We start from the raw sequence: 25,874 nt of genomic DNA on the forward strand, positions 1-25,874 counted from the left end.
GAGCCGATCCGGCCCGACGACACCGCCGGGACCCTGCTGGAGCGGCTCGCGCGCGCGGGCGCCCGGCTGCTGGTCGACACCATGAACGGCATCGAGGCGGGCGTCCTGGAGCCGCGCCCGCAGCCCAGCGACGGGGTGTCGTACGCCGGCAAGATCACTCCGGAGGACGCGCGGGTCGACTGGACCGCCCCGGCCATGCGGGTCGACCGGCTCGTGCGCGCCTGCACCCCCGCCCCCGGCGCCTGGACCACGTTCCGCGGCGAGCGCCTCAAGCTCGGGCCCGTCCGCCCGTGCGCCGGCGGCGACCCGCTGCCCCCCGGCGCGCTGCGCGTGCGCAAGAACGAGGTGCTGGTCGGCACGGGCTCGTCCCCGGTCGTGCTCGGCGAGGTCCAGCCGCAGGGCAAGCGCCGCATGCAGGCCGCCGACTGGAGCCGCGGCGTCCGGCTCACCGACGAGGACCGCCTGGACTGATGCCGCCCGCCCATCGCGACCAGCGCGGCCGCCGCGGCGCCGGACGCCGCCCCGGCGGCCCCCGCCGCACCGGCCGTCCCCCCGAGGACCTGGCCCGCCGCACCGCCTTCGACGTCATCCGGGCCGTGCAGACCCGCGACGCCTACGCCAACCTGCTGCTGCCCGGCCGCCTGCGCTCGCGCGGCCTGACCGGGCGCGACGCGGCGCTGGCCACCGAGCTGACCTACGGCACGCTGCGCGGCCGCGGCACCTACGACGCCGTCCTGGCGCTGTGCAGCGACCGGGACCTGCGCCGCATCGACCCGCCGCTGCTGGACGTGCTGCGCCTCGGCGCCCACCAGATCCTGGCCACCCGCATCCCGTCGCACGCCGCCGTCGGCACCGCCGTGGAGCTGGCCAGGTCGGTCGCCGGGCCGGCGCGCGCCAAGTTCGCCAACGCCGTCCTGCGCAAGGTCGCCACCCGCGACCTGGAGGCGTGGCTGGACATCGTCGCGCCGCGCGGCGGCGACGAGGTGGCGAGGCTGTCGGTCGCCTACAGCCACCCCGCGTGGATCGTCTCCGCGCTGCGCGACTCCCTCGGCCCCGACCGCGACGAGATCGAACGGCTGCTCGCCGCCGACAACGAGCGCCCCCGCGTGACGCTGGTGGCCCGGCCCGGGCGCGCCACCCTGGAGGAGCTGTACGAGGCGGGCGCCGAGCCCGCGCCGCTCTCCCCGTACGGGGCGGTGCTGCCCGAGGGCGACCCGGGCGCCATCGCGGCCGTGCGGGAGGGGCGCGCCGGGGTCCAGGACGAGGCCAGCCAGCTCGTCGCGCTCGCCCTGACCGCCGCGCCGCTCGAGGGGCCGGACGCCCGCTGGCTCGACATGTGCGCCGGGCCCGGTGGCAAGGCGGGGCTGCTGGCGGCGGTGGCGGCGCAGCACGGCGCCCGTCTGCTGGCGAGCGACCTGCAGCCGCACCGCGCCGGACTGGTCGCGGGCGCCGTCGACGACCGGGCCGGTGTGATCGTCGCGGACGGCGCCGCGCCCGCCTGGCGGCCCGGCGCGTTCGACCGCGTCCTGCTCGACGTGCCGTGCACCGGCCTGGGCGCGCTGCGGCGCCGTCCCGAGGCGCGGTGGCGGCGCGGTCCCGAGGCCGTGGCGGAGCTGACGCCGCTGCAGCGCCGTCTCCTGGCCTCGGCGCTGGAAGCCGTCCGGCCCGGCGGGGTGGTCGCGTACGTGACGTGCTCGCCGCACCTGGCCGAGACCAGCGTGGTCGTGGACGACGTGCTGGACGGCCGCGACGACGTGGAGCGCCTCGACGCGCCGGCGGTGCTCGCCTCCGTCGCGCCCGGCCTGACGGGCGTCGCGGCGGGGAAGGACGGGTACGCCCGGTTCTGGCCGCACCGGCACGGCACCGACGCGATGTTCCTGGCCTTGCTGCGCCGGCGCTGACACGCCGGGTCCGACTCCCCTTCCGCGAACGCCACAGAACCTTTGCGTGTTGGACGGCCGTCTTCCCGGGGACGTCTCAGTAACCTGGGCGGCCTGCCGGACACGAAACCTCTCGGGGGAGTCCTTCGTGCTCACCGATGTCATGGAGGCCATGTCGTTCATCGGCAGCGCCGGCGTGTACCTGTCGCTGCTGGTGATCGTCTACTGGTGCCTGGATCCGCGGCAGGGGGCCAGGGCCGCGGTGCTGCTGTCGGTCGGCTCGGCGCTCACCACGGTGCTCAAGCTGTTCTTCCACGAGCCGCGGCCGTTCTGGACCGACGCCTCGGTCACCGGTCACGAGCCGCTCGCCTCGTTCGGCATGCCCTCCGGGCACGCCCTGTGCGCGGTCGTGGTCTGGGGGTTCGCCGCGTCGCAGGTCCCGGCCGGCCGACCGGTGCTGCGCCGCGCGGCGTGGGTCGGCGCGCTGACGATGATCGGCTTGATCGGCGCGTCGCGGGTCGTGCTGGGCGTGCACTCGGTCGCGCAGGTGGCCGCCGGGTACGCGATCGGCGCCGTCGTGCTGGCGGTGGGGCTGCACCTGGAGCCGCTGGCGGTGCCGTGGTGGCGGCGGCGCCCGCCGACCGCGCAGCTCGGACTGGCGCTGGGGGCGTCGGCGGTGCTCGCCGGGATGGGCTGGGCCGCCGTGGAGGCGCTGGACGGCTGGGACTGGCCCGCGTCCTGGGCGCGGGCGATCGCGGCGGCGGGCGGCCGCGCCGAGCCCGTCACCGTGGGCGAGTCCTTCGCCGCGGCGGGCGGGCTGTTCGGCCTGCTGGCGGGCCTGTCGTGGACGGCGCACCGGGGCGGGTACGACGCGTCCGGCCCGGTGTGGCGGCGGCTGGCGCGCGTCCCGGTGGCGGCCGCGGGCGTGCTGGCCTTCTACACCCTGGGGCTGTTCCTGGGCACCCAGCCGGTGCAGGCGTTCGCGGGGAGCGCCCTGCTGGCGCTCTGGGCGACGGCGGGGGCGCCGGAGGCGTTCATGCGGCTCGGGCTGGCGCCGCGTCCCACCCGTGCGGTCCCCCGGGTGGGTGAAGAGCGCGCCGAAGTGCGGCAATAGACTCGGTCCATCATGGCCGCACCGCAGATCTCTCCCAGCATCCTGTCCGCCGACTTCGCCCGGCTCGCCGACGACGTGGCCGCCGTGTCCGGCGTCGCCGACTGGGTGCACGTCGACGTGATGGACAACCACTTCGTGCCCAACCTCACCATCGGGCTGCCGGTGGTGCAGGCGCTGCTCAAGCACAGCGCGCTGCCGCTGGACTGCCATCTGATGATCGAGGACCCGGACCGCTGGGCGCCGCAGTACGCCGAGGCCGGCGCGGGCAGCGTCACCATCCACGCGGAGGCGGCCAAGGCGCCGATCCGCACCCTGCGCGCCATCCGCGCCGCCGGCGCCCGCGCCGGGCTGGGCATCAACCCCGCCACGCCGGTCGAGCCGTACGAGGACCTGCTCGGCGAGATCGACATGCTGCTGCTGATGACCGTCGAGCCGGGCTTCGGCGGGCAGAAGTTCCTCGACCTGGTGCTGCCCAAGATCCGCCGCGCCCGCGAGATGATCAAGGGGCGGGACCTCAACGTGTGGCTGCAGGTGGACGGGGGCGTCAGCGCCGAGACGATCGAGCGGTGCGCCGAGGCCGGCGCGGACGTGTTCGTGGCGGGCAGCGCGGTGTACGGGGCCGACGACCCCGCCGAGGCCGTCCGCCGCCTGCGCGCCCAGGCCGAGCGCGCCGCGCCCGCCGCCGACGGGTGACGCCGGACGGCCCCGCGGGCCTCAGAACAGGGGGCCGACGAGGTTGAGGTCGGGGTGGGCGTCGGAGGCGTAGAGGACGAACAGGGCGAGGGCCCCGCCCGCCAGGGACAGGTCCTTGGCGAACTGGATCTGCTCGGTCTGCCGCGCCTGGGCGTCGGCCTGCCGCCAGAAGTCGTGGAACAGCACGGCGGTCAGCAGCAGGAACGGCACCAGCGCCAGGGCCATCAGGTCGGGCCACACCCCGAGGACGAGCAGCAGCGCCGCCAGGCCGATGCAGATCCCCGAGACCTGCACGGCCAGGCGGGGCCGCGGGAGCCCCTTGCCGGCCGCGTACGCGGCCATGGCGTCCGTGGCGGTCAGGTGGCCGACGGCCGCGTTGACGAAGATGAGCGCGAAGACGATGCGGGCGATCAGTGCGACGACGTCCATGACGTCCCTCCGCGTGACGAAGCGGCATCTCGTGCCATCGGGGGTATGCCCGTGCGGACATGTCATTGAACATTGAACTTTTTGCCGACCGGTCGCCCGGTCGGCCGCCCCCCGCGGCCGTGGGATGTCTCACATGCGGGCGGGAATGCGCGGCATGGCACACTGGTTGGCAGCAGTGAACGCGTGCTCCGGGGTCGGTGGAACTCCGAACCGGCGGTGACAGTCCGCGACCCGGCCGAAGCCATCGGCCGGTTGACCCGGTGGAACTCCGGGACCGACGGTGAAAGTCCGGATGGGAGGCAGCGCGCGAGGTGCTCCGGCTTCCGCCGCGGCGGCGCGGGACGGGGCGCCTGCTCGTACGACCGTACGCACGTCCCGGAGCCCGTGCCCGACGCAGAGGAGGCCCCGGGACATGTTCACCGGCATCGTCGAGGAGCTCGGCGAGATCGTCGCGCTCGAGCCCGCCGGAGACTCGGCGCGCATCACCGTCCGCGGCCCGCTCGTCACGCGGGACGCCGTGCACGGCGCGTCGATCGCCGTCAACGGCGTCTGCCTGACCGTGGTCGACGTCGACGGCGACGCCTTCACCGCCGACGTCGTCCGGGAGACGCTGGATCGCTCCAGCCTCGGCGCGCTCGGACCCGGCTCGCGCGTCAACCTGGAACGCCCCGTGCGCCTGTCCGACCGGCTCGGCGGCCACCTGGTGCAGGGCCACGTGGACGGCGTCGGCCGCCTGATCTCCCGCGAGCCCGGCGAGCGCGGGGACGTCGTCGTCTTCTCGCTGCCGCCCGACCTGTCCCGCTACGTGGTGGAGAAGGGCTCGATCGCCGTCGACGGCGTCAGCCTCACCGTGGTCGAGGCGGGCGGGGACCGCTTCAGCGTCGCGCTCATCCCCGCCACCCTGCAGATGACCACGCTCGGCCTCAAGCGGCCCGGCGACCCGGTGAACCTCGAAGTGGACGTGGTGGCCAAGTACGTCGAACGCATGCTGGGGGAGCGGGCCCCGCAAGCCGAGGCGGCCTCGTGAGCTGGTACGAGGCCGGGTTCCACGTCGCCGGGCAGAAGGTGCTGTGGACCGACCTGGCCGGGAACGCCTGCGCCCTCGGCACGGTCTGGCTGGCCACGCGGCGCACCGTCTGGACGTGGCCCGTGCAGCTGACCGGATCGGTGCTGCTGTTCGCCGCGTCCCTGAGCGCGCACGTCACCGGCAACGCGCTCAAGCAGGTGATGTTCGCCGTCCTTGCGGTCTACGGCTGGCACAAGTGGGCGCGCGGATCGCGTCAGGCCGACGGGCTGCTCGTCCGACCCGGCACCGGCCGCGAGCGCGCCGCGCTGCTGGCCGTTCTGGCGGCCGGGACGGCCGCGGTGGCACTGCTCCTGGAGCACTTCGACGCGTCCTGGGCGCCGTGGCCGGACGCCTACATCTTCGTGGGCAGCGCGGCCGCGACCTTCGCGCAGGGCCGCGCCCTGATCGACTTCTGGTGGATCTGGGTGGCGGTCGACCTGGTCGGCGTCCCGCTGGCCCTGCTGTCCGGCCTGTGGGTGACCGGCGCGGTGTACGGCGTCTTTTTGGTGCTGGTGTTGAACGGATACCGGGACTGGCGTCGTATCTGGCAGGCGCGAAGCGTGCATACCCCCCGACCCGAGGCGGTGGCCAAATGACGGAGACCGAGACCGTGACCGACACCGTGACCGACGGCCTGACCGACAGCGTGACCGACGGCCTGACCGACAGCCTGACCGACAGCGTGACCGGCGGCCTGACCGAGACCGTGACCGAGACGGTGACCGATACCGTGACCGAGACCGCGGCGGCGACCGCCGCCGACCTTCCGACCGACGCCACCGGCGCCGACGAGGGCGCCTTCGCCGACATCGAGGCCGCCGTGGCCGACATCGCGGCGGGCAGGCCCGTCATCGTGGTCGACGACGAGGACCGCGAGAACGAGGGCGACATCATCTTCGCCGCCGCGCTGGCCACCCCCGAGCTGCTGGCGTTCACCATCCGCCACACCAGCGGCGTGATCTGCGTGCCCATGCCCGGCGAGGACCTGGACCGGCTGCAGATCCCGCTGATGACCACGCAGAACGGCGAGGCCATGCGCACCGCGTTCACCGTCAGCGTGGACGCCGGCGACGGGATCGGCACCGGCATCTCCGCCGCCGACCGGGCCCGCACCATCCGGGTGCTGGCCGACCCCGCCGCCGGCCCGGACGACATCGTCCGGCCGGGGCACGTCTTCCCGCTGCGCTACCGGCCCGGCGGGGTGTTGCGCCGCCGCGGCCACACCGAGGCGGCCGTGGACCTGGCGCGGCTCGCCGGCCTGCCGCCCGTGGGCGTGCTGGCCGAGGTCGTCAACGACGACGGCACCATGGCCCGGCTGCCCGAGCTGCAGGTGTTCGCCAAGGAGCACGGGATCAAGCTGATCACCATCGACCGGCTCGCCGCCTACCGGCGCCGCACCGAGCCGCAGGTGAAGCGGGTCGTGGAGACCCGCCTGCCGAACCGGTTCGGGATGTGGCGGGCGGTCGGGTTCGCCAACGAGATCGACGGCGACGAGCACGTCGCGCTCGTCTACGGCGACCTGGGCGACGGCGAGGACGTGCTGGTGCGGGCGCACTCCGAATGCCTGACCGGCGACGTGCTGCACTCCGAGCGCTGCGACTGCGGCACCCAGCTGGACGCCGCCATGGAGCGCGTCGTCGCCGAGGGCCGCGGCGTCATCCTCTACCTGCGCGGGCACGAGGGCCGCGGCATCGGCCTGCTGGCCAAGCTGCGCGCCTACGCGCTGCAGGACGAGGGCGCCGACACCGTGGACGCCAACCTGGAGCTGGGGCTGCCCGCCGACGCCCGCGACTACTCCGACGCCGCGCACATGCTGCGCGATCTGGGCGTGCGGTCGGTGCGGGTGCTCACCAACAACCCGCGCAAGCTGGCCGGGCTGGACGGCTACGGCGTGCGGATCCTCGGCCGCGAGCCCCTGCCGGCCTTCGTCACCGAGCACAACCGCCGCTACCTGACGGCCAAGCGCGACCGCCTCGGCCACCGCATCGAGGGCCTGCCCGACCTGCCCGCGTCCGACGGCGCGTCCGGGGACGGCGCGGGCGCCGCGCCGCCGCGTGAGGAGGGATCATGAGCGGGACCGGCCGCCCCGAGGACACCGTCGTCGACGCGCGCGGCCTGACCCTGGGCGTGGTGTGCACGCGCTGGCATCCGCGGGTGACCGACCGCCTGCTGGAGCGGGCGCTGGCCGCGGCCAAGGCGTGCGGCGTGGCCGAGCCCGTGGTGGCGCGCGTCGCGGGGGCCCTGGAGATCCCCGTGGTCGCCCAACAGCTCGCCCGCGACCTGGACGCGGTCGTGTGCCTGGGCGCGGTGATCCGCGGCGAGACCGCCCACTTCGACTACGTGTGCGACTCGGTGACCGCCGGAGTGACGAGGGTCGCGCTGGATGAGTCGACACCGGTGGGCAACGGCATCCTGACGTGTGACACCATGGAACAGGCACTCGACCGCAGCGGGCTGCCGGGCAGCCGCGAAGACAAGGGATGGGAGGCGACTGTGGCCGCACTCGACACGGCACTGACCCTGCGAGCGCTGCGGCATCACGGTCACGCCGGGCATGGCGCGGAGCATCCGGGCTCCTGAGCGCCGTCCCGGTTCCGTCCGAATCCCGATCCTTCGAAAGGTTTGACCGTGCTGTCTCTCGTCCTGCCCAAGGGCTCCCTGGAAAAGGCGACCATGGAGCTGTTCGACGCGGCCGACCTCACCGTCCGCCGCGCCTCGGACCGCGACTACCGCGCCTCCATCGACGACCCGCGCATCGACCGGGTGCGGGTGCTGCGTCCGCAGGAGATCCCGACCTACCTCGAGCAGGGCCTGTTCGACCTCGGCATCACCGGCCGCGACTGGATCACCGAGACCGACGCGGACGTGGTGAGCCTCGGCCGGCTGCAGTACTCCAAGGCCACCGCGAACCCGGTCCGCGTGATCCTCGCGGTGCCGAACGACGCGCCCTGGCAGAAGGTCTCCGACCTTCCGGAGGGGGTGCGGATCTCCACCGAGTTCCCGGCGCTGACCCGCCGCTTCCTCGACAAGCACGGCGTCAAGGCCACGGTCGTGCCGTCCTACGGCGCCACCGAGGCCAAGGTGCCCGACATCGTGGACGCGATCGTCGACCTCACCGAGACCGGCTCGTCGCTGCGCAAGAACGGGCTGCGCATCCTGGACACCCTGCTGACCAGCTACACCGAGCTGGTCGCCAACCGGCAGTCCTACGAGGACCCCGACAAGCGCGCGGCGATGGAGGACATCGCCCTGCTGCTGCAGGGGGCGATCCGGGCCCGCGGCAACGTGCTGCTGAAGCTGAACGTCGCCAACGACAAGCTGCAGGCGGTGCTGGACATCATGCCGTCGATGTCCGCGCCGACGATCACCCCGCTGGCGGGCGGCGACCAGCACGCGGTGGAGAGCGTGGTCGCCAAGCGCGGCGTCAACACCCTGATCCCGGCGCTGAAGGCGGCCGGCGCCCGCGACATCCTCGAGATCCCGATCTCCAAGATTGTCGACTGACGTCCCGGCGCTTCCGGTGGTGTGGCGCCCGCGCACCACGCGGATCGTGGCCTACGCGATGGCGGGCGTGATCGTGCTCGGCATGGTCGCGCTCGCCGTCGTCGTGGCCCCGACGTTCCGGCTGTCCGACCGGGTCCTGCTGGTGCTGCTCGGGCTCGTCGTGGCGTGGATCCTGCACATGCTGGCCCGCTGCCGCGTGGTCGCCGACGAGTCGGGCCTCACCGTGGTCAACCCCTTCCGCACCCGCCGCCTGGCCTGGGCCGAGGTGGTGAACGTGACGATGAACGCCGGCGACCCCTGGCCCACGTTCGACCTGGCCGACGGCACCACCCTGAGCGCCATGGGCATCAACGCGACCGAGAAGGCCCGCGCCGCCCGCGACTTCGCCCAGCTGCGGGCCCTCGTCGCCGTCCACGGGGAGGCGCCCGACCCCCGGTGACCTCCGGCCCGCCTCCGTCCGGGGCTCCCCGACGCCCCGGATCGGCGCGAGGGCGGACGCCTGTCAGGCGGTGACGAGGGTGACGCCGCCGGCGGTGATGAGGGCCAGGGCCCAGATCTGGTCGAGGTTGAGCCAGGCGCGGCGCAGGACGGTCAGGCCCAGGAACTCGTAGACCGCGACGGCGACGGCGCCCGCGACGGCGAACATGGCCAGGGTGTGCACGCCGGTGACGAAGATCCCGGCGGACAGGGCGGCGCCGCCGCCGTGCAGGCCGTGGTCGTGGCCCTCCGGCGCGGGCATGCCGGTCAGGACGGGCAGCAGCATCAGGCCCGCGCCGTGCGCCGAGGACATCAGGAACGACCAGCACGCCAGCTGCCACAGGGACAGCCGCATGCCGACCCAGCGGAAGTGGCGCCGCGACAGCAGGCGCCACAGGCCGAAGCCGACCAGCACCGCCCCGCCGGCGACGGCGATCACCCGCGTGGTGGTCACCGAGCGGGTCAGCGCGACCAGCACGGCGACCACCCCGACGGAGGCGGCGTGCCCGGCGGCGATGGCGGGCAGCGACTGGAGCAGGCGCGCGCGGCTGCGCTCCTGCAGGCCGCGGGCGACCGCGAACAGCCAGCCCATCCCCGGGTTGAGCCCGTGGAAGGCGCCGAGCGCCACAAGCGCCGCCAGGGAGCCGTCGTCCATTCAAAGGTCCGTCACGGGTAGCAGTAGGAGTCGGAGGACGCGTCGCCGCCCTGCAGCCGGACCTGGTGGGGGCGCAGGCCGCGGAAGTCGTCGCCGTGCGGGAAGAACCGCTCGTCGAACGTGAAGCCGTCCGGGGCGGAGTCCAGCTTGGCCATCCAGGCGCCCACGCCGTCCGGGTAGAACTGGTCGTCCCAGGCCCCGTAGAGGGAGTTGGTGACGTAGACGCGGCGGCCGTCGCGGCTGACCTCCACCATCTGCGGGCCTCCGGCCAGCGGCAGGTCCGGCGCGGCCGGGTGCGGGGTGCGGTTCACGATGCCGCCGATGCGCACCGAGCCCGCCTCGACCGGGTGGAACGGGTCGCTCACGTCGTAGCGCTTGAGCTCGCCGGTGCCCCAGCACGACACGTACAGCCACGTGTCGTCCACGGACAGGTTGATGTCGGTGACCAGCGGCGGGACCGCGCCGAACGGCCGGATGACCGGCGGGAGCGCCTCCGGGTCGGCCGGCTCGGCGGGAATGGAGATCACCTTGCGGGCGGCCCAGGCGTCGCCGTCGCGGTGCCACAGCCACACCGACGCCGACAGGTCCTCGACGTTGACCACGACCCCGGCGAAGCCGTACAGCTTGGTCGGGTCGTGCGCGGGACGCAGCTCCAGCACCATCTGGTGCTCGTCGCCCAGGTCGACCTTCTGGACGTGGGTGCGCTTGCGCAGGTCCCAGAAGTGCAGGGCGTGGCCGTACTCGCGGCCGAGCAGCAGCTCCCCGACGACGCCGTCCTCCACCATGGACGGGGTGCCCCACTCGGAGCTGATCAGGACGTCGTGGGCGATGTGCCACCAGGCGTCGTAGGCCAGGTACTGCGGGCCGCGGTCGACCTCCCACCGGCCGAGCACCTCGAACGAGGTGTGGTCGAGCAGCGCGATCCCGCCGGGCCCGTCGCCGTCGGCGCCGCCCAGGGCGGTGAGGTAGAGGCCCTCGGGCCCGCAGTGGACGGTGTGCGGGCGGGAGTAGCCGGCGCGCTCGGCCAGCTCCTCCGGCTCGATGGTCTTGACGATGCCGGGCTTCTTCGGGTCGTCCTTGGTGTCCAGGACGTAGACGCGCGACGAGCGCAGCCCCGGGACGATCAGGTAGCGGCGTTCGACGTGCGGGTGCGGCGCGTAGGGGCACAGGGCGCTGCTGCACGCGTTCCAGCCGAAGTGGTGCAGTTCGTCGCCGGTGTTGGGCAGCTCCGTCCAGCCGACCACGGAGCCGTAGGAATCGGAACCGGGATCGACGTCCAGGACGGCGATGGCGTCGGGCTGGGCGGCCTTCCGGTCGAACGCGGCGACGTAGGCCAGCGTCTCAGGGGGCGCCTTCACCGCCTCCCTGGGCGAGGCGTAGAAGGTGGGATCCGGCTTCCACAAGGCCATGACAGGCTCCTACCCATCCGTCGGTGCGTGAGTCACATGGTGGGGGCGCGCGCGAAGGGCCGGGGTCAGGTCACCGTCACCGGATGCCGGACCACCGCGCCGAAGAGATAGCCGAGCGTGTTGTACGGGACGGTGGCGGGCTGCACGGCGCCCGTCTCGTCGGTGGCCCGCGCCAGCAGCTCGTAGCGGCCGGGGCCGGGAGGCCGCCAGGGCAGCTCCCAGCGCGTCCAGGCGCGCGCCAGGGACGGTCCGTGCAGGCGGGCGTCCCGCCAGGTGGCGCCGCCGTCCGTGCTGACCTCCACGCGGCGGATGCGTCCGTTGCCGGACCAGGAGCGGCCGTGCAGCACGTGGGCGCGGCCCCCGGCCAGGGCGGCGTCCCAGGCCAGTTCGAAGGCGCTCTTGACGTTCATGCGGGTGAGGGGCGGGCTGCCCTCCTCCGGGTAGTCGGGCCCGAACAGCCGGTAGTAGCGGGTGTTCCAGGGGGAGTACAGCGGCCGGTCGGCCACCTGGATGTCGCCGAGCCACTTGATGGAGGCGATGCCGGCCCAAGACGGGACCACCAGCCGCACCGGGAAGCCGTGGTCCGGGGGCAGGGGCTTGCCGTTCATCTCGTACGCCAGCAGGACGTCCTTGAGGGCCTTGGCGACGGGCAGGGGGCGGCGCACCCGGCCGAGGTTCTCGCCCCCGTCGATGTAGTCGGGGTCCAGGCCGCGCGGGAGGACGTCCACGGCGCGGCGGGTGAGCCCCGCGCGTTCCAGCACGGCGGCCAGGGGGACGCCGCGCCAGCGCGCGACGCCGATCGCGCCCAGCTTCCACGGGGTGCCGGACACCTGCTGCCCCTGCTGCGAGGCGAAGAAGCCGCGGCCGTTGCCCGTGCACTCGATGAACGCCGTGAGCGTCTCGGACCGCATGCCGAGCAGGTCCTCGTAGGTGAACTCGACGGGACGGTCCTCGGTGGGGGCGCCGTGCAGGCCGGTGCCCCACAGCTTCAGCCGCCAGGTGCGCGCGTCGATCAGCGGGGTGGACACGTGGTCGCGGACGAAGAACCGGTCGGTCGGGGTGAGCAGCCCCTGCCCGCGCATCGCCTCCCAGCGCGTCTCGGCGTTGGAGCCGTGGACGACGAACAGCTCGGGCGGAAGCGGCTTGACGATCGGTCCGGCCGCCGTCGGACGCGCGGAGGCGTGCGCGGCTCCGGGCAGGAGCGCGGACAGGACCGTTCCCAGGCCGAGGCCCGCCGCCCCCGCGCCGAGGCGGAACACCGACCGCCGGGAGAGCCGGCCCGCGGCCCGGGCCCGCCACTGCGCCGCGCGCACCCGCTCGTAGACCGCCTCGTCCGTCAGATCCGCGTCCGCGAGGTCGGGGTCCGGCAGATCCGCCCCGTTCGCGTTCGGCTGCGTGCCGTCAAGGTCCATAGCGGCGATGCTGCTGAACGAACGGGCATAAGTCAACTTTCCCTACTGGCTTTCATGGAATTATGTCGTGTCCGAATCGTCGGATCCTGACGGTGAGGGACGCGTGCGCTTGTGAGTAGCCTGGCAGCGTGTGGGACACCACGGCGGCGGAGGCCGGTTCGCCCGCCCAGCTGGCGGATCTTCTGGACCGGCAGGGCTACCTGTGCGACGAGGGCCTGGCCACCGCCTGCTTCCTGGCGCTGCGCATGCGGCGGCCGCTGTTCCTGGAGGGGGAGGCCGGGGTCGGCAAGACCGAGCTGGCCAAGACGCTCGCCAAGGTGCTGGACGCGCCGCTGATCCGGCTGCAGTGCTACGAAGGGCTCGACGCCGCCCAGGCCCTCTACGACTGGGACTTCCCGCGCCAGCTGCTGCACCTGCGGGCCGCCGAGGCCGCCGGGGTCACCGACGTGGCCCGGCTCGAGGGAGAGCTGTACGACCGGCGCTTCCTCGTCGCGCGGCCGCTGCTGCGGGCCTTGGAGACGGTTCCCAGCGTGCTGCTGGTCGACGAGATCGACCGGGCCGACGACGAGTTCGAGGCGTTCCTGCTGGAAGTGCTGAGCGACTTCACCATCTCGGTGCCGGAGCTCGGCACGATCCGCGCCGAGCGGCCGCCGGTCGTGGTGGTGACGTCCAACCGCACCCGCGAGGTGCACGACGCCCTCAAGCGCCGCTGCCTGTACCACTGGCTGGAGCATCCGTCCTACGACCGGGAGGTGGCGATCATCCGGCGCCGCCTGCCCGGCGCGTCGGAGCGGCTGGCCGGGCAGGTCGCCCGCGCCGCCCAGCGGCTGCGCGCCGAGGACCTGCTCAAACCGCCCGGCGTCGCCGAGACCCTCGACTGGACCGAGGCGCTGGTCGCGCTCGGCGCCCGCGACCTGGACCCGGACACGGCGGCGGTGACGCTCGGCACCGTCCTGAAGTACCGCGAGGACCAGGAGCGGGTGCGGGCCCGCGGCCTGGCCGCGCTGCTCGACGGCGGCGCGCCCTCCGGGAGGACGTGACGGCGATGGGCGCGGCGCGGGACGTCACCGACACGGTCGTGGGCTTCGCGCGCACGCTGCGCGCCGCGGGGGTCGGCGCCGACCCCGAACGGGTGCACGCCATGCTCGCCGCGCTCGACCACCTCGACGTCCTCAACCCCGCCGACGTGTACTGGGCGGGGCGGCTGACGCTGTGCGCCGATCCCGACGACCTGCCCCGCTACGACCGCTGTTTCGCCGCCTACTTCTCCGGGCGGACGGTGCGCCCCGGACGCCGCCCGCCGCCCGTGGTGGTCCACCGCGCCGCCGTCGCGCAGACCGCCCCCGCGTCCGACGCGGCGTCCGACGCCGAGCGCCCGCCGGACACCGCCCTGGCCGCCGCCAGCGACACGGAGGTGCTGCGGCACCGCGACGTGGCCCGGCTCGGCCCCGCCGAACGCGCCCAGATCAACCGGCTGATCGCGCTGCTGGACGCCGCGTCCGCGCCGCGCCGGTCCCGCCGGTTCGCGCCCGCGCCCGCCGGGCGGCTCGACCCGGCCCGCACCGTCCGCGAGATCCTGCGCCGCGGCGGGGAGGTGTCGCTGCTGCGGCGCCGCGCCCACCGCACCCGGCCGCGCCGCGTGGTGCTGCTGGTGGACGTCAGCGGGTCGATGAGCCCGTACGCCGACGCGCTGCTGCGGTTCGCGCACGCCGCGGCCCGCTCCGGCGGCCGGTCGGTGGAGGTGTTCAGCGTCGGGACGCGCCTGACGCGCCTCACCCGGGAGCTGCGGCACCGCGACCCGGACGCGGCGATGGCGGCGGTGTCGGCGGCGATCCCCGACTGGAGCGGCGGCACCCGGCTCGGCGAGGAGCTCAAGGAGTTCCTCGACCGCTTCGGACAGCGCGGCATGGCGCGCGGGGCCGTGGTCGTCATCGCCTCCGACGGCTGGGAGCGCGGCGACGCGACGCTGCTCGGCGAGCAGATGCGCAGGCTGTCGCGGCTGGCGCACCGCGTCGTGTGGGCCAATCCGCACAAGGCCCGCCCCGGGTACGAACCCCTCACGGCGGGCATGGCGGCGGCGCTGCCGTACGTCGACGACTTCACCTCCGGCCACAGCCTCGGCGCGCTGGAGGAGCTCGCCCGCCTGGTCGGGACGTCCGGCAGACGGAACAGGGGAGGCGCCCATGCGTGACGTGCTCGACGACATCGCGACCTGGTACGCGGCAGGGGAGAGGTTCGGGCTGGCGACCGTGGTCAACACCTTCCGCAGCGCGCCCCGCCCGCCCGGCGCGGCCATGGCGGTGTCCTCCTCGGGCGAGGTGGTCGGCAGCGTGTCGGGCGGGTGCGTCGAGGCCGCGGTGTACGACCTGGCGCAGTCGGTGATCGCGTCCGGGGAGCCGGTCGTGCAGCGGTACGGGGTGAGCGACGACGACGCGTTCGCCGTCGGCCTGACCTGCGGCGGGATCCTGGACGTGCTGGTCGAGCCGGTCGACCCGGCCGGCTACCCCGAGTTCGGCGAGGTCGCCGCCTCCATCCGGGCGCGCGAACCGGTGGCGGTCGCCACCGTGGTCGGCGGCCCGGGACGGATCGGCGCCCGCCGGGTGATCTGGCCGGACCGCGCGTCCGGCAGCCTGGCGCCCGGCGCGCCGCACGCGGCCCGGCTCGACGCCGCGGTGGACGACGACGCGCGCGGCATGCTCGCCCAGGGCCGGACCGGGCAGCGCCGCTACGGGCCCGAGGGGCAGCGGCGCGGGGACGAGCTGGCGGTGTTCGTGCAGGCGTTCGCCCCGCCGCCGCGCCTGCTGGTCTTCGGGGCGATCGACTTCGCCGCCGCCGTCGCCCGCATCGGCAAGTTCCTCGGCTACCACGTGACCGTCTGCGACGCCCGGCCCGTGTTCGCCACGCCCAAGCGCTTCCCCGAGGCCGACGAGGTCGTGGTGAAGTGGCCGCACAAGTACCTGGACGAGATCGAGGTCGACGAGCGCACCGCGATCTGCGTGCTCACCCACGACCCCAAGTTCGACGTGCCGCTGCTGGAGATCGCCCTGCGCACCCCGGCCGGGTACGTGGGCGCCATGGGCTCCCGCCGCACCCACGAGGACCGGGCCGAGCGCCTGCGCGAGGCCGGGCTCACCGACGCCGAGCTGGCCCGGCTGCGCTCGCCCATCGGCCTGGACCTGGGCGCCCGCACCCCCGAGGAGACCGCCGTGTCGATCGCCGCCGAGCTGATCCAGCTCCGGTGGGGCGGGTCGGGCCGTCCGCTCAGCGCCACCACCGGCCGCATCCACGGCGAGAGCGGCTGATGGCGCCCCGCCGCGGCCGTCCCGCCGGGCTGCTGCTGGCGGCCGGGGCGGGCACCCGGCTCGGCCGGCCGAAGGCGCTGCTGGAGCTGGACGGCGAACGCCTCGTCGACCGGGGCGTGCGGGCGCTGCGCGAGGGCGGCTGCGCCCCGGTGGTCGTGGTGACCGGGGCGGCCTCCGTCGAGGCGGTCGGCGCGGTCGTCGTGCCGAACCCCGCCTGGCGCACCGGCATGGGGTCGTCGCTGCGCGCCGGGCTCGCGGCGCTGCCGCCGGACGCGCCCGCCGTCGTCATCGCCCTGGTCGACCAGCCGCGCGTCGGCGCCGCCGCCGTGCGCCGCCTGGTCGAGGCGCACCGGGGCGGCGCCCGCGTCGCCGTCGCCGCGTACGGCGGGGCGCCGCGCAACCCCGTGCTCATCGCCCGCGAGCACTTCGCGGACGTCGCCGCGGCCGCCGTCGGGGACGTGGGCGCCCGCGCGTTCCTGCGGGCCCGCCCCGAGCTGGTGACGCTCGTCCCCTGCGACGACGTCGCCGCCCCCGATGACATCGACACCCCGGAGGACCTCGCCGCCTTCACGCGCCCTCCGAAAAATTGCCGCTAGCGCCCGCGGATGCCCGTTCCGTTCATCACGTTGACCGCGGCCGGGCGTCTCGGGAGCGGCACGCACCGCACAGGCCGCTGCTCTGACTTACTCCGCCGGGTCGGGCAGGACGCTCTCGTCCAGGGCGCCGCAGTCGACGGCGCGGCGCAGCCGCGCGGTCAGCGCCTTGATGGTGGCGGGCTCGTCGAGGACGCCGCCGCCCTCGCCCGCGGCCTTCTCGTGCCAGGCCCGGACGCGGTCGATCACCTCGTCCACACCGGACAGGTGGAAGGCGTACACGGCGGCGTAGCGGCTCGGCAGGTGCGCCGGGTGCAGGTCCCAGCCCTGGTAGAAGCCGTGCCGCAGGGAGTGCCGGACGTGCGCGGCGTGCACCGCCCAGGTGCGGCCGACCTCCTCGGGGCCGTCGTCGCGCGGGACGACGTTGGTGGAGCCGTCCGACAGCCGCACGCCGGTGCCGGCGAGCGACACCTGCATGACGTGCCGGGCGAAGTCGCAGGCGGGGTGGTCGAGGCGCTGCTCGTCGGGCGGCAGCCCGCACGCGGCGGTGTAGTCGAACACCCCGAAGTGCGCGGCGGTGAGGCGCCCGGCCGCGGCGTCGACGACGGCGCGCAGCCCGACCCGGCCCTCGTGGTCGATGATCGCCTCGGTGGTCTCCACCTGGACCTCGAACCGCAGGATGCCGGCGGGCAGGCCGAGCGCCGCCTCCAGCCGCTCCAGGTACTCCGCGAAGATCGCCACATGCTCGGCCATCACCACCTTGGGGAAGGTGATGGTGAACCCGCCGGGCAGCCGCCCGAGGCGGTCGCGCAGCGCGGTCAGGAAGCCGTCCAGGGTCCGCATCGCGCGCACGTGGCCGCCGTCGGCGAACGACTTGACGCGCAGGCCCCAGTAGTGGGGCAGGGCCCGGTCCTGGTAGGCGGCGGCGACGGCCTCGACGACCTGGGCGATGTGGGCGTCCTCCTCGGCGTCGTCGCGCACCCCGTAGCCGTCCTCGAAGTCCACGCGCACGTCCTCGACGGGCTCGGCGGCCAGCTTGGCCGCCACCCGCTCGCGGACCGCGCCGGCGATCTGCGGGTCGACGCCGAACGCGGCGGCGAACGCGTCGGCGCCCGGCGCGTGGGCGTTGAGCAGCCGCAGCGCCTCGGCGCCGAAGTCTGCGGGCGTGGACGCGGAGAACCGGTCGGCGGGCACGTAGACGGTGTGCACGGGTTGGCGGCCGGCGGCCGGGCCGGGGAAGCGCCGGTCGTGCTCGGCGCGCACGGCGTCGACGCGGGCGGACAGATCGTCGATCGAGGCAACGCTGAGGTTCACCACGCCATGATCTCCCAAGATCACCCGAATTGGGCAGCGGCGGCGCGCCGATCGGCGCCGCGGTCACGCCGGTTCCGGACGGACGGCGTCGGCCAGGGCCCGCAGGGCGTCGGCGAAGACCTCGGCGGGCGGGGACACCAGCCCCGCGCCGACCTGCCCGACGCCCGGCTCCCGCCCGGCGATCCCCGTGTCGATCACCGGGAGGACGCCCGTGCGCACCACGCGCGTCACGTCCACGCCCGCCGGGGTGCCGCGGAACGACAGCAGCGGGATCTGCAGCACCGGATGCTCGGCCAGGCAGATCTCGTACATCCGGCGGGTGGCGGCCAGGGCGTCCGGCACCTCGCCGCCGACGAACCGCACGATCGCCGGCGCGGCGGCCAGCGCGAACCCGCCCATCCCCGCGGTCTCGGTGATCGCCGAGTCGCCGATGTCGGGGTTGGCGTCCTGCGGTCCGTAGGACCCGAGGTACAGCCCGTCCGGCACCTGCGCGGGCCCGGTGAACCACCGGTCGCCCGTCCCCGACACCTGGATGCCGAAGTCGGTGCCGTTGCGGGCCATCGCCACCACCAGCGTGGACCCGGGGACGCCGCGGGCGGCGTCGGCGGCGGCCTTGGCGGCGGCCATGGCCGCGTTCAGGAAGAAGTGGTCGTTGCCCGCGATGAACCGGAACACCTCGGCGACCTGCTCGCGGGGCGCGTCGGCGGCGACCAGGTCGGCGCCCAGCTCCCGCACCAGCAGGGACGTGGCGGCCCGGTTGCGGTTGTGCAGCTCGTCGCCCATCTGCAGGGCCTGCGCGATCAGCCCGATCAGGTCGATCGGACCGTGCCGCCGCACCGCGTCCCGCAGCAGCGGGCCGAGGACCGCGCCCATCCAGCGCAGCCGCTCCAGCACCTCGGGCCCGTACGCGCCGTACCGCAGCACCTTGCCGAGGCCCTCGTTCAGCGAGCAGTACGCCGAGCCGCCGTGCTCGGCGTCCTCCACCACCAGCATCCACATCGACGGGCTGACCACGCCCGCCATCGGCCCGACGGTGCGATGGTGGTGGCACGGCTCCAGCACCGCCGCGCCCCGCGCGAGCGCCCGCTCGGCCTCCTCGGGCGTCTCGGCCAGCCCTTCCAGCAGCATGGCGCCCATCAGAGCGCCCCGCATGGGGCCGGACGCGCGCTCCCACTCCAGAGGCGGCCCGGCGTGCAGGAACGCGCCCGGCTCCAAGCCCAGCACCTCGGACGCCGGACGCACGTCCACCAGGTGCGGCCGGGCCGACAGCATGCGTCCGACGGCGCGCTCGTTGGCCGCGGCCCGGCGCGGGTCGCCGAGCACGGTGTTCAGCGCGGCCAGCGACTCCTCCGGCGGGGGACGCCAGTCGACCGTCTCCACGGGCACCGCCTGCTGAGCCAGCGCCTCGGCCAGCACGCCGACGCCCGCGGCGACGACGCGCGGCTCGCGGGTCAGCAGTCCGCCCAGCCGGGGCCGCGCCTCACTCATCCGGGACTCCTTCCACGGAACCTCGCAGCAGGCGGACGGCGCACCGGGCGGCCTCGGCGTTGGAGGCGAACACCGACGCGCCGGCCTCCCGCAGCGCCGCGGCCTGCCGGTCGCGGTCCTGCGGGTCGCCGGCCGTGCCGCACAGCGAGACCACCACGGCCAGGTCGCCGTCCGGGCCGCCGCGCCGCTCGCGGGCCGCCGCGATCGCCGGGGCCAGCGCGGCGGCCGGGTCGGGCTCGGCGCCGTGCCCGAGCACCGCGTCCAGCAGCAGCACCCCGCAGGCCGGGTCGGCGGCGTGCTCGGCCAGGGCCGCCAGCCGCAGCGTCGGGTCGATCATCGGGTGGGGGCGGCCGCGGGTGTAGGCGTCGTCGCCGAAGTCCACCAGCGTGTGCCCGCCGTCCCCGAGGGACGCGCGGACGATCGCGTCGGCCTCGTCCCGCAGCGTGCCGCCGACGAACAGGCCGCGCAGCTCGCGGCCGGGCGGCACCGTCGGCTGCGGGGCGGGCCAGCGCGGCCAGCGCGGCACCGGGCGGCCGAGGGTGGCGAGGGCGCGCTCCACCGCGGCCGTCAGGTCGTCCTCGCCGGGGGCCGGCAGCGCGAACACCACGGGGGTGTCCAGGCGGCGCGCCGCCTCGCGGATCAACCCGGCCACGCGGGGCGCGGGCGGCTTGGACACCATGATGATCAGCTCGGTGGCCGGGTCGTCGTCCAGCGCGGCCAGCGCCGCCAGCGCCGAGCGCCCGCTGACCTCCAGCGACAGGTCGCGCCCGCCCACGCCCAGCACGTGGCTGACGCCGACGTCCGCGGCGTCCAGCAGGCACATCACCTGCTGGGCGCCGGTGCCGGACGCGGCGACCACGCCGACCGGGCCGGGCCGCACCGCGTTGGCGAACCCCAGGCCGACGCCGCCGATCACGGCGGTGCCGCAGTCGGGGCCCATGACGATCAGCCCGCGCCGGGCCGCGGCGTCCTTCAGCGCGATCTCCTGCTCGACGGGCACGTTGTCGCTGAACACCATGACGTTGAGCCCGGCGTCCAGGGCGTCCATGGCCTCGGCGAACACCTGCGGCCCGGGGATCGACAGCAGCGCCACGTCGGCGCCGATCCGCCGCGCCGCCGCCGCGGTCGTCCGCGCGGGCTCCTCGCCGTCGGCCGGGGCCGCGGCGGTCGCCGGGCGGCGCAGCAGCTCCTCCAGCGCCCGCCGCGCGCCGTCCAGGGCCTGCGCGGGGGCGCCGTCGGCGGCGCGGACGGCCACCACCAGGTCGCCGGGCCCGGCGTCGGCGGGGACGTCGAAGCCCATCCGGCGCAGCATCTCGAGGTTGAGGTCGGTGCCCATGGCGGCCATCGCCTCGGCCACGTCCGGCCGTTCGGCCAGTGCGCGGCTCACCCGCATCAGCGTCACCGAGTCGTGGTAGACGCCGCGCCGCACCTCGACCCAGACGCCGTCCGTCGTGCCCATCGTGGTGCCCCCGATCGCGCCGCCTTCCGTCATGCAGTGGCCCTCTGGCATGCAGTGGCCCTCTGGGCGGCCGCCGCCGATCCGGCCAGGGCCAGCGCGGCGCGGCAGCCCGCCCGCACCCCCCAGGCGAGGTCGGCGCCGGAGGTGTGCCCGGTCGCCAGCAGGCGCCGCACCGCCGGACGGGGCGCCTCGAGCCCCGCCACGGCGCGCAGCACCGCCGCCACCTCCGCTCCGGCGTACCCGGACGCGGCGCAGTGCAGCAGGGTCGCGGCCACCGCCGTGGTGCGGGTGGTGGCGTCGGCGGTGACCGCGGCGCCGAGCCAGTCGGCCAGCCACACCGCCCGCTCGCCGTCCCGCAGGGCGCCGCCGACCAGCCGCAGCGCCACCAGCAGTCCGGACAGGACGTCGTCCCCGCTGGGCGTCAGCCCCGGGCCGAGGCCCACGATGCGCTCGGCGGCCTCGACGGCCCCGGCCAGGTCGCCCGCGGCGCAGGCGGCGGCCAGGGCCTCGGGATCGGGATGCCCGGCCAGACCGCAGGCCGCGGCGGCGTCCACCTCGTCGAGGGCGTCCTCCACCCCGCGCAGGCCGCGCGCCGCGGCGGCCGCGCCGAGCGGGCCGAGCGCGGGCCTCGGGTTCCACCAGCGGCGCGCCCGCACGCACAATCCCTCGGTCTCGACCAGGCCGTCGCCGACCCAGCCCTCGGCGCCCTCCCGCACGGCGCGGAAGGGGCGTTCGCGGCGGGTCGCGGCCAGCACCAGGGCGTTGGGCAGCCGGACGGCGTCCGAGCACACCAGTGCGAGCACGCGGGGTTCGCGGGCGCGGGACTCGTCACGGGACTCGGCGCGAGGGTCGCCCCGCATCTCCAGGTAGACGGCGGACGGGAAGGCGGCGATCACCCGGGCCGGGCGGCGCGGGGCTTCGAGCAAGGGGCGCAGGGGGATCCCCGCGGCGCCGGCGGCCGGGGGTCGCCCGGCGGGGGCGCGCAGCGGGATCGGGTCACGCAGAACGATGGTCACGGATCCTCCCGAGGCCGGTGCCGCCGGGCGTGTGTCGCAGGCGGACGGTAGGGCCCGACCTCACGCAGGAACGTAGACCGGTCCCGCCGCCGGACGTATGGAGAATCCTGCCAAGGATGGTTGTCATCCTTCGTGTTTGTTGTCAGGGTTGATCGCGTACCGGTAGCGACCGAGGCGTCTCATGCGATGAATGCAGCAAAAGCGAGGTGACCGTTCCCTTGAGCGAGCTTTGGTGAGCACCTCATGCAGACAGCCTCGACCCGCCGGGCCCGCCCGCACGGCTTCGGCGGCCTTCGGGCTGCCCTGCGTGCGCACGTCGGGCCGCCGCCCGGGCGGCCGCGGGGCCGGGCGGGCGATCGCGCGAGACGAGCGCGGCCTTGCGCCGACCCGGCCGGGAGAGTCGGCAGGTGCGTCACCGCCGGGCCGCGAATGCGATGCCCCGTCCCGGGGGGACCCGACCCCGGGGCCGCCGGGCCGGCCCTCACCCGGGCCGCGCCCGTAGATATCTCGGCGCCGGAGACCCTCGGCGCCAATCCACGGTTGGGAGCGAAGTGATGTCACTGAATGCGGACCCGGGCCCGCCCGCGCTGCGCCTGGCGAGCACCGGCACGCTGACCTACGGACTGCCCGTCAGCGAGGTGCTGGGCGTGTCCACCCTCGCCGGGGCCCGGCTCATCGGGGGACGCTCAGGCCTGGACCGGATCGTGCAGCGGCTCAACGTCATGGAGGTGCCCGACATCCTGGCGTGGGTCAAGCCCAACGAGCTGCTGCTGACCACCGGGTACCCGCTGCGCAACACCCCGCAGTCGCTGGACAACCTGGTCGCCGATCTCGACGAGCGCGGCCTGGCCGCGCTGGCGATCAAACTGGGCCGGTATCTGGACTCGCTGCCGGCCGAGATGATCGAGCAGGCGGACCGGCGCGGGTTCCCGCTCATCCTGCTGCCCGACGACGTGGGCTTCGACGACATCCTCAACCAGGTGCTCACCGACATCCTCAACCGGCAGGCCGCCGTGCTGGCCCGCACCGAGGAGGTGCACCGGGCGCTGGTGCAGATCGTGCTGTGCGGCGGCGGCCTGCAGGAGGTCGTGGACGAGGTCGCCTCGCTGCTGGACGTCGCCGTGGTGGTGCTGGACTCCGACCAGCGGGTGCTGGCGGGCGCCGGACCCGACGAGCACATCCAGGCGATGCGGGCCTTCGACGTGCTGTCGGGGCGTCCCGGGGTGTGCGCCAACGGCGGCGGCGACCACCTGGTGGTGCCCGTGGTGGCCGGAGGCTTCGACCACGGCCGCATCATCGCCTACAGCCCCGCGGGCACGCTGCGCGAGGCCGACCTGGGCATCCTGGAGCGGGCCGCCACGGTGGCGGCGCTGGTGGTGACCAAGCAGCAGGCCGTCGCGGCCGTGGAGAGCAAGTACCGCGCCGACTACCTGCGCGACATCCTGTCCGGCCGGGCCGGCGACGACGACCGCGTGATCGCGCACTGCGCCGGCTTCGGCTGGGACCTGGACCGGCCCGTGATGGTGGTCGTCGCCGAACTGGACGGGCGCTCCCGCCCGGCGGACGGCCAGAGCGCCCTGAACGGGCACGGCGCGGAGCCGCGGGGCGGCCGCGGCGCCGAGGAGCGGGTCGCGCAGGAGCGGCTGGCCTCCGCGTGGAGCACCGCGGTGCGGCGGCACGACCGCGGAGCCGCCGTCGCCAGCTTCGCCCACGAGGTCGTCGCGGTCGTGGGGGCGGGCGAGGGAGACGAGACGGCGCTGTCCAGTGGACCGGTCCAGGCGATGCTCAAGGAGGCCTCCGCGATCTTCGCCGAGCACCTGTCGTCGCGGCGGACGTTCTCCACCGGGATCAGCCGCACGGTCCGTTCGCCGTCCGCGCTGCCCGAGGCGTACGAGCAGGCGGTCAAGGCGGTGCGGGTCGGCCGGCAGCTGCACGGCGACGGCGCCCGCGCCCACTTCGACCAGCTCGGCGTCTACCGGCTGCTCAGCCTCGTGTCCGACCCGCAGGAGCTGCACGCCTTCGTCCGGGAGACCCTCGGAGAGCTGGCCGGCGACGACGAGCCCGAGCTGGTCGACCTGCGCCGCACCCTCCAGGTGCTGCTGGAGACCAACCTCAACGTCGCCGAGACGGCCCGGCGCCTGCACTTCCACTACAACACCCTGCGCTACCGCATCGGGAAGCTGGAACGGATGCTGGGACCCTTCACCGAGGACGCCCACCTGCGCCTCAACCTCACCCTGGCCCTGCACGTCCTGCGCATGCGCGGCATCTGACCCGTCCCCGCCCCACCGACCCGACTCCCCGTACCCCGCCGACCCTGCCGACCCCGCCGACCCCGCCGACTTTGCCGACCCCCGCCGATCCTCGACTCCCATCCCCCGGCGACCCATGCCGTCCTCGCCGCAACGCGCCCGGGCGCGTCGTCGCGCGCCCGGATGCGCAACGTATTGGTGATGCGTAACGCAATGGTGACGTAGGCCACATTCCCCACCCAACAGCGAGTTGCGGCTTTGGCAGATGTCGCCGATGCTCACCCCAGCCTGCGGATCTAGTTTGCCCGCAAGGCTGAAAGAGGCCGTGAAGCAGGGAAAAGAGCCGTAGACAAGGGCGGCCCGAGGGAGGACGGGGATGGCCATCGGCTGGAAAGTGCACGGCGACGGCGGGACGCCGCCGCCCGGTGAGGTCGTCGCCCCCGACGAGCGGCTGTCATGGCCGCGCACGGTGGGCATCGGGGCCCAGCACGTCGTGGCGATGTTCGGCGCGACGTTCGTGTTCCCCCTGGTGATGGGGCTGGACCCGAACCTCGCGGTGATGATGTCGGGCGTCGCCACCATCCTGTTCCTACTGATCGTCCAGGGGAAGGTGCCCAGCTACCTGGGCACCAGCGCCTCGTTCGTGGGCGGCGTGTTCGCCATCCGCGCCGGCGTCGACGACGCCCAGACCGACGCCTGGGTCACCGGCGCGATCCTGGTCGCCGGGGCCGTGCTCGCCGTGTGCGGCCTGCTCATCCACCTGCTCGGCCAGCGGATCATCCACCAGGTGTTCCCGCCCGTCGTGACCGGCGCGGTGGTCATGCTCATCGGGTTCGGCCTGGCGTTCGTGGTGGCCGACACGTACTGGCCGCAGGACCACTGGGTCGCGCTGATCACCATGGCCTTCGTGTTCCTGGTCATGGTGGTGTTCCGCGGGTTCATCGGCCGGATCGCGGTGCTCGTGGGGCTGGTCTTCGGGTACGCGCTGTCCTGGGTGCTGGACCGCACCGCCGGACCGATCACCTCCGTGCTGCCGGGGCAGAACCTGCGCGACGCCGCGGGCCAGTCCTGCACGGCGGAGGGCCCGTACTGCGTGGCGACCGCGTTCCCGCACGACCGGGTGAGCTTCGACGGCGTCCGCGAGGCCGACTGGTTCGGGCTGCCGGACATGCACGCCCCCGACTTCAAGATGTCGGCGATCCTGCTGGTGCTGCCCGCCGTCATCGCGCTGATCGCCGAGAACACCGGGCACGTCAAGGCGGTGGGGGAGATGACCCGCACCGACCTGGACCCGCTGATCGGCCGGGCGGTGTTCGCCGACGGCGCCGCCACCGTGGTCACCAGCGCGGTGGGCGGCTCGCCGACCACCACCTACGCCGAGAACATCGGCGTCATGGCCGCGACCCGGATCTACTCGACCGCGGCGTACTACGTCGCGGCGATCATCGCGATCCTGTTCGGGCTGTGCCCCAAGTTCGGCGCGCTGGTGGCCGCCACGCCCGGCGGGGTGCTCGGCGGCGTCACGGTGATCCTCTACGGGATGATCGGCCTGCTCGGCGCCAAGATCTGGATCGAGAACCGGGTGGACTTCGCCGACCCGGTCAACATGGTGCCGGTCGGCGCGGGCATCATCCTGGCGCTCGGCCCGGTGGTGCACGAGATCAACGACGACTTCAAGCTGGAGGGCATCGCGTTCGGCACGATCGTCGTGCTGGTCGGCTACCACCTGCTGCGCTTCATCTCCGGCCGCCTCGGCGGACCCGCCGCCGCGGCGCCGGCGGGCGGCGCGGCCGACCGGCCCGCCCCGTCCG

24 protein-coding genes and 1 riboswitch are annotated in these 25,874 nt (G+C 74.9%); of the genes, 16 read left to right on the forward strand and 8 right to left on the reverse strand.

Features of this window, described 5'->3' with window-relative positions; translation table 11 throughout:
- The 4 genes from AR3_RS23390 to rpe form a co-directional block, all read left to right on the forward strand.
- Positions 1 to 471 (forward strand): methionyl-tRNA formyltransferase (locus tag AR3_RS23390; protein WP_390099391.1); only part of this gene is annotated, 471 nt, incomplete at its 5' end.
- Complete coding sequence (locus AR3_RS23395; RefSeq protein ID WP_067916842.1) at positions 471 to 1,901, forward strand: RsmB/NOP family class I SAM-dependent RNA methyltransferase; 1,431 nt, start codon at positions 471 to 473, stop codon at positions 1,899 to 1,901. The genes AR3_RS23390 and AR3_RS23395, both read left to right, overlap by 1 nt.
- 127 nt (positions 1,902 to 2,028) lie before the next feature.
- Positions 2,029 to 2,994, forward strand: a complete 966-nt coding sequence (locus AR3_RS23400) for a phosphatase PAP2 family protein (protein ID WP_146150194.1) — start codon at positions 2,029 to 2,031, stop codon at positions 2,992 to 2,994.
- A gap of 12 nt (positions 2,995 to 3,006) precedes the next feature.
- The gene (gene rpe / locus AR3_RS23405) at positions 3,007 to 3,687 is read left to right on the forward strand and encodes a ribulose-phosphate 3-epimerase (RefSeq protein WP_067916845.1); all 681 of its coding nucleotides are present in this window, start codon (positions 3,007 to 3,009) and stop codon (positions 3,685 to 3,687) included.
- A 21-nt stretch (positions 3,688 to 3,708) separates the two neighbouring features.
- Here the strand turns inward: rpe and AR3_RS23410 are convergent, their stop codons facing one another.
- Complete coding sequence (locus tag AR3_RS23410) at positions 3,709 to 4,116, reverse strand: DoxX family membrane protein (protein ID WP_067916847.1); 408 nt, start codon at positions 4,114 to 4,116, stop codon at positions 3,709 to 3,711.
- Positions 4,117 to 4,295: 179 nt separating this feature from the next.
- A riboswitch (FMN riboswitch) is annotated at positions 4,296 to 4,426 on the forward strand.
- A gap of 102 nt (positions 4,427 to 4,528) precedes the next feature.
- Between AR3_RS23410 and AR3_RS23415 the strand changes: the two genes are divergently transcribed.
- From AR3_RS23415 to AR3_RS23440, 6 genes are read left to right on the forward strand one after another with little or no spacing between them, the layout of a single operon-like run.
- Positions 4,529 to 5,143: a riboflavin synthase gene (locus AR3_RS23415; RefSeq protein WP_067916849.1), complete on the forward strand. Its 615-nt coding sequence runs from the start codon at positions 4,529 to 4,531 to the stop codon at positions 5,141 to 5,143.
- Positions 5,140 to 5,778 (forward strand): nicotinamide mononucleotide transporter family protein, encoded by a 639-nt coding sequence (locus AR3_RS23420; protein ID WP_067916851.1) that lies wholly within the window; start codon positions 5,140 to 5,142, stop codon positions 5,776 to 5,778. Before AR3_RS23415 ends, AR3_RS23420 begins: the two co-directional genes overlap by 4 nt.
- Positions 5,775 to 7,253 (forward strand): bifunctional 3,4-dihydroxy-2-butanone-4-phosphate synthase/GTP cyclohydrolase II, encoded by a 1,479-nt coding sequence (locus AR3_RS23425; protein WP_227023011.1) that lies wholly within the window; start codon positions 5,775 to 5,777, stop codon positions 7,251 to 7,253. The genes AR3_RS23420 and AR3_RS23425 overlap by 4 nt, the downstream gene beginning before the upstream one ends.
- Positions 7,250 to 7,762, forward strand: coding sequence for a 6,7-dimethyl-8-ribityllumazine synthase (ribH, locus tag AR3_RS23430; protein ID WP_067916853.1), 513 nt, complete (start codon positions 7,250 to 7,252; stop codon positions 7,760 to 7,762). The genes AR3_RS23425 and ribH overlap by 4 nt, the downstream gene beginning before the upstream one ends.
- A gap of 48 nt (positions 7,763 to 7,810) precedes the next feature.
- Positions 7,811 to 8,686 carry an ATP phosphoribosyltransferase gene (gene hisG / locus AR3_RS23435; RefSeq protein ID WP_067916883.1) on the forward strand — a complete coding sequence of 292 codons (876 nt, stop codon included), beginning with the start codon at positions 7,811 to 7,813 and terminating at the stop codon, positions 8,684 to 8,686.
- Positions 8,676 to 9,125: a PH domain-containing protein gene (locus AR3_RS23440; protein ID WP_067916855.1), complete on the forward strand. Its 450-nt coding sequence runs from the start codon at positions 8,676 to 8,678 to the stop codon at positions 9,123 to 9,125. Before hisG ends, AR3_RS23440 begins: the two co-directional genes overlap by 11 nt.
- 63 nt (positions 9,126 to 9,188) lie before the next feature.
- Here the strand turns inward: AR3_RS23440 and AR3_RS23445 are convergent, their stop codons facing one another.
- From AR3_RS23445 to AR3_RS23455, 3 genes are all read right to left on the reverse strand, one after another.
- The gene (locus tag AR3_RS23445) at positions 9,189 to 9,818 is read right to left on the reverse strand and encodes a hypothetical protein (RefSeq protein ID WP_067916857.1); all 630 of its coding nucleotides are present in this window, start codon (positions 9,816 to 9,818) and stop codon (positions 9,189 to 9,191) included.
- 11 nt (positions 9,819 to 9,829) lie between these two features.
- A complete protein-coding gene (locus tag AR3_RS23450) occupies positions 9,830 to 11,227 on the reverse strand; it encodes a selenium-binding protein SBP56-related protein (RefSeq protein ID WP_067916859.1) in 1,398 nt (465 codons plus the stop codon).
- Positions 11,228 to 11,292: 65 nt separating this feature from the next.
- Positions 11,293 to 12,639, reverse strand: a complete 1,347-nt coding sequence (locus tag AR3_RS23455) for a sulfite oxidase (RefSeq protein ID WP_083951817.1) — start codon at positions 12,637 to 12,639, stop codon at positions 11,293 to 11,295.
- Between the two features lie 128 nt (positions 12,640 to 12,767).
- Between AR3_RS23455 and AR3_RS23460 the strand changes: the two genes are divergently transcribed.
- The 4 genes from AR3_RS23460 to AR3_RS23475 are packed head-to-tail and all read left to right on the forward strand — an operon-like array spanning position 12,768 to position 16,537.
- Positions 12,768 to 13,679: an AAA family ATPase gene (locus AR3_RS23460; RefSeq protein WP_067916862.1), complete on the forward strand. Its 912-nt coding sequence runs from the start codon at positions 12,768 to 12,770 to the stop codon at positions 13,677 to 13,679.
- 5 nt (positions 13,680 to 13,684) lie between these two features.
- Positions 13,685 to 14,830, forward strand: coding sequence for a vWA domain-containing protein (locus AR3_RS23465; RefSeq protein ID WP_067916864.1), 1,146 nt, complete (start codon positions 13,685 to 13,687; stop codon positions 14,828 to 14,830).
- A complete protein-coding gene (locus AR3_RS23470; RefSeq protein ID WP_067916867.1) occupies positions 14,823 to 15,941 on the forward strand; it encodes an XdhC family protein in 1,119 nt (372 codons plus the stop codon). The genes AR3_RS23465 and AR3_RS23470 overlap by 8 nt, the downstream gene beginning before the upstream one ends.
- Positions 15,941 to 16,537, forward strand: a complete 597-nt coding sequence (locus AR3_RS23475) for a nucleotidyltransferase family protein (RefSeq protein ID WP_067916869.1) — start codon at positions 15,941 to 15,943, stop codon at positions 16,535 to 16,537. The genes AR3_RS23470 and AR3_RS23475 overlap by 1 nt, the downstream gene beginning before the upstream one ends.
- 87 nt (positions 16,538 to 16,624) lie before the next feature.
- Here the strand turns inward: AR3_RS23475 and AR3_RS23480 are convergent, their stop codons facing one another.
- The 4 genes from AR3_RS23480 to AR3_RS23495 form a co-directional block, all read right to left on the reverse strand.
- Positions 16,625 to 17,848 (reverse strand): DUF6986 family protein, encoded by a 1,224-nt coding sequence (locus AR3_RS23480; protein ID WP_067916887.1) that lies wholly within the window; start codon positions 17,846 to 17,848, stop codon positions 16,625 to 16,627.
- Between the two features lie 63 nt (positions 17,849 to 17,911).
- Positions 17,912 to 19,336 carry a YlbE family protein gene (locus AR3_RS23485; RefSeq protein WP_067916871.1) on the reverse strand — a complete coding sequence of 475 codons (1,425 nt, stop codon included), beginning with the start codon at positions 19,334 to 19,336 and terminating at the stop codon, positions 17,912 to 17,914.
- Complete coding sequence (locus AR3_RS23490; RefSeq protein ID WP_227023010.1) at positions 19,329 to 20,828, reverse strand: AllF/FdrA family protein; 1,500 nt, start codon at positions 20,826 to 20,828, stop codon at positions 19,329 to 19,331. Before AR3_RS23490 ends, AR3_RS23485 begins: the two co-directional genes overlap by 8 nt.
- Positions 20,825 to 21,811 carry an oxamate carbamoyltransferase subunit AllH family protein gene (locus AR3_RS23495; RefSeq protein ID WP_067916875.1) on the reverse strand — a complete coding sequence of 329 codons (987 nt, stop codon included), beginning with the start codon at positions 21,809 to 21,811 and terminating at the stop codon, positions 20,825 to 20,827. The genes AR3_RS23490 and AR3_RS23495 overlap by 4 nt, the downstream gene beginning before the upstream one ends.
- A 554-nt stretch (positions 21,812 to 22,365) precedes the next feature.
- Between AR3_RS23495 and AR3_RS23500 the strand changes: the two genes are divergently transcribed.
- A complete protein-coding gene (locus AR3_RS23500) occupies positions 22,366 to 24,084 on the forward strand; it encodes a PucR family transcriptional regulator (RefSeq protein WP_067916877.1) in 1,719 nt (572 codons plus the stop codon).
- Between the two features lie 355 nt (positions 24,085 to 24,439).
- Positions 24,440 to 25,874: uracil-xanthine permease family protein (locus AR3_RS23505; RefSeq protein ID WP_067916880.1), on the forward strand; the 1,435-nt coding region annotated here is incomplete at its 3' end.

The organism is Actinomadura rubrobrunea NBRC 15275 (assembly GCF_001552235.1).
GTDB lineage: Bacteria > Actinomycetota > Actinomycetes > Streptosporangiales > Streptosporangiaceae > Spirillospora > Spirillospora viridilutea.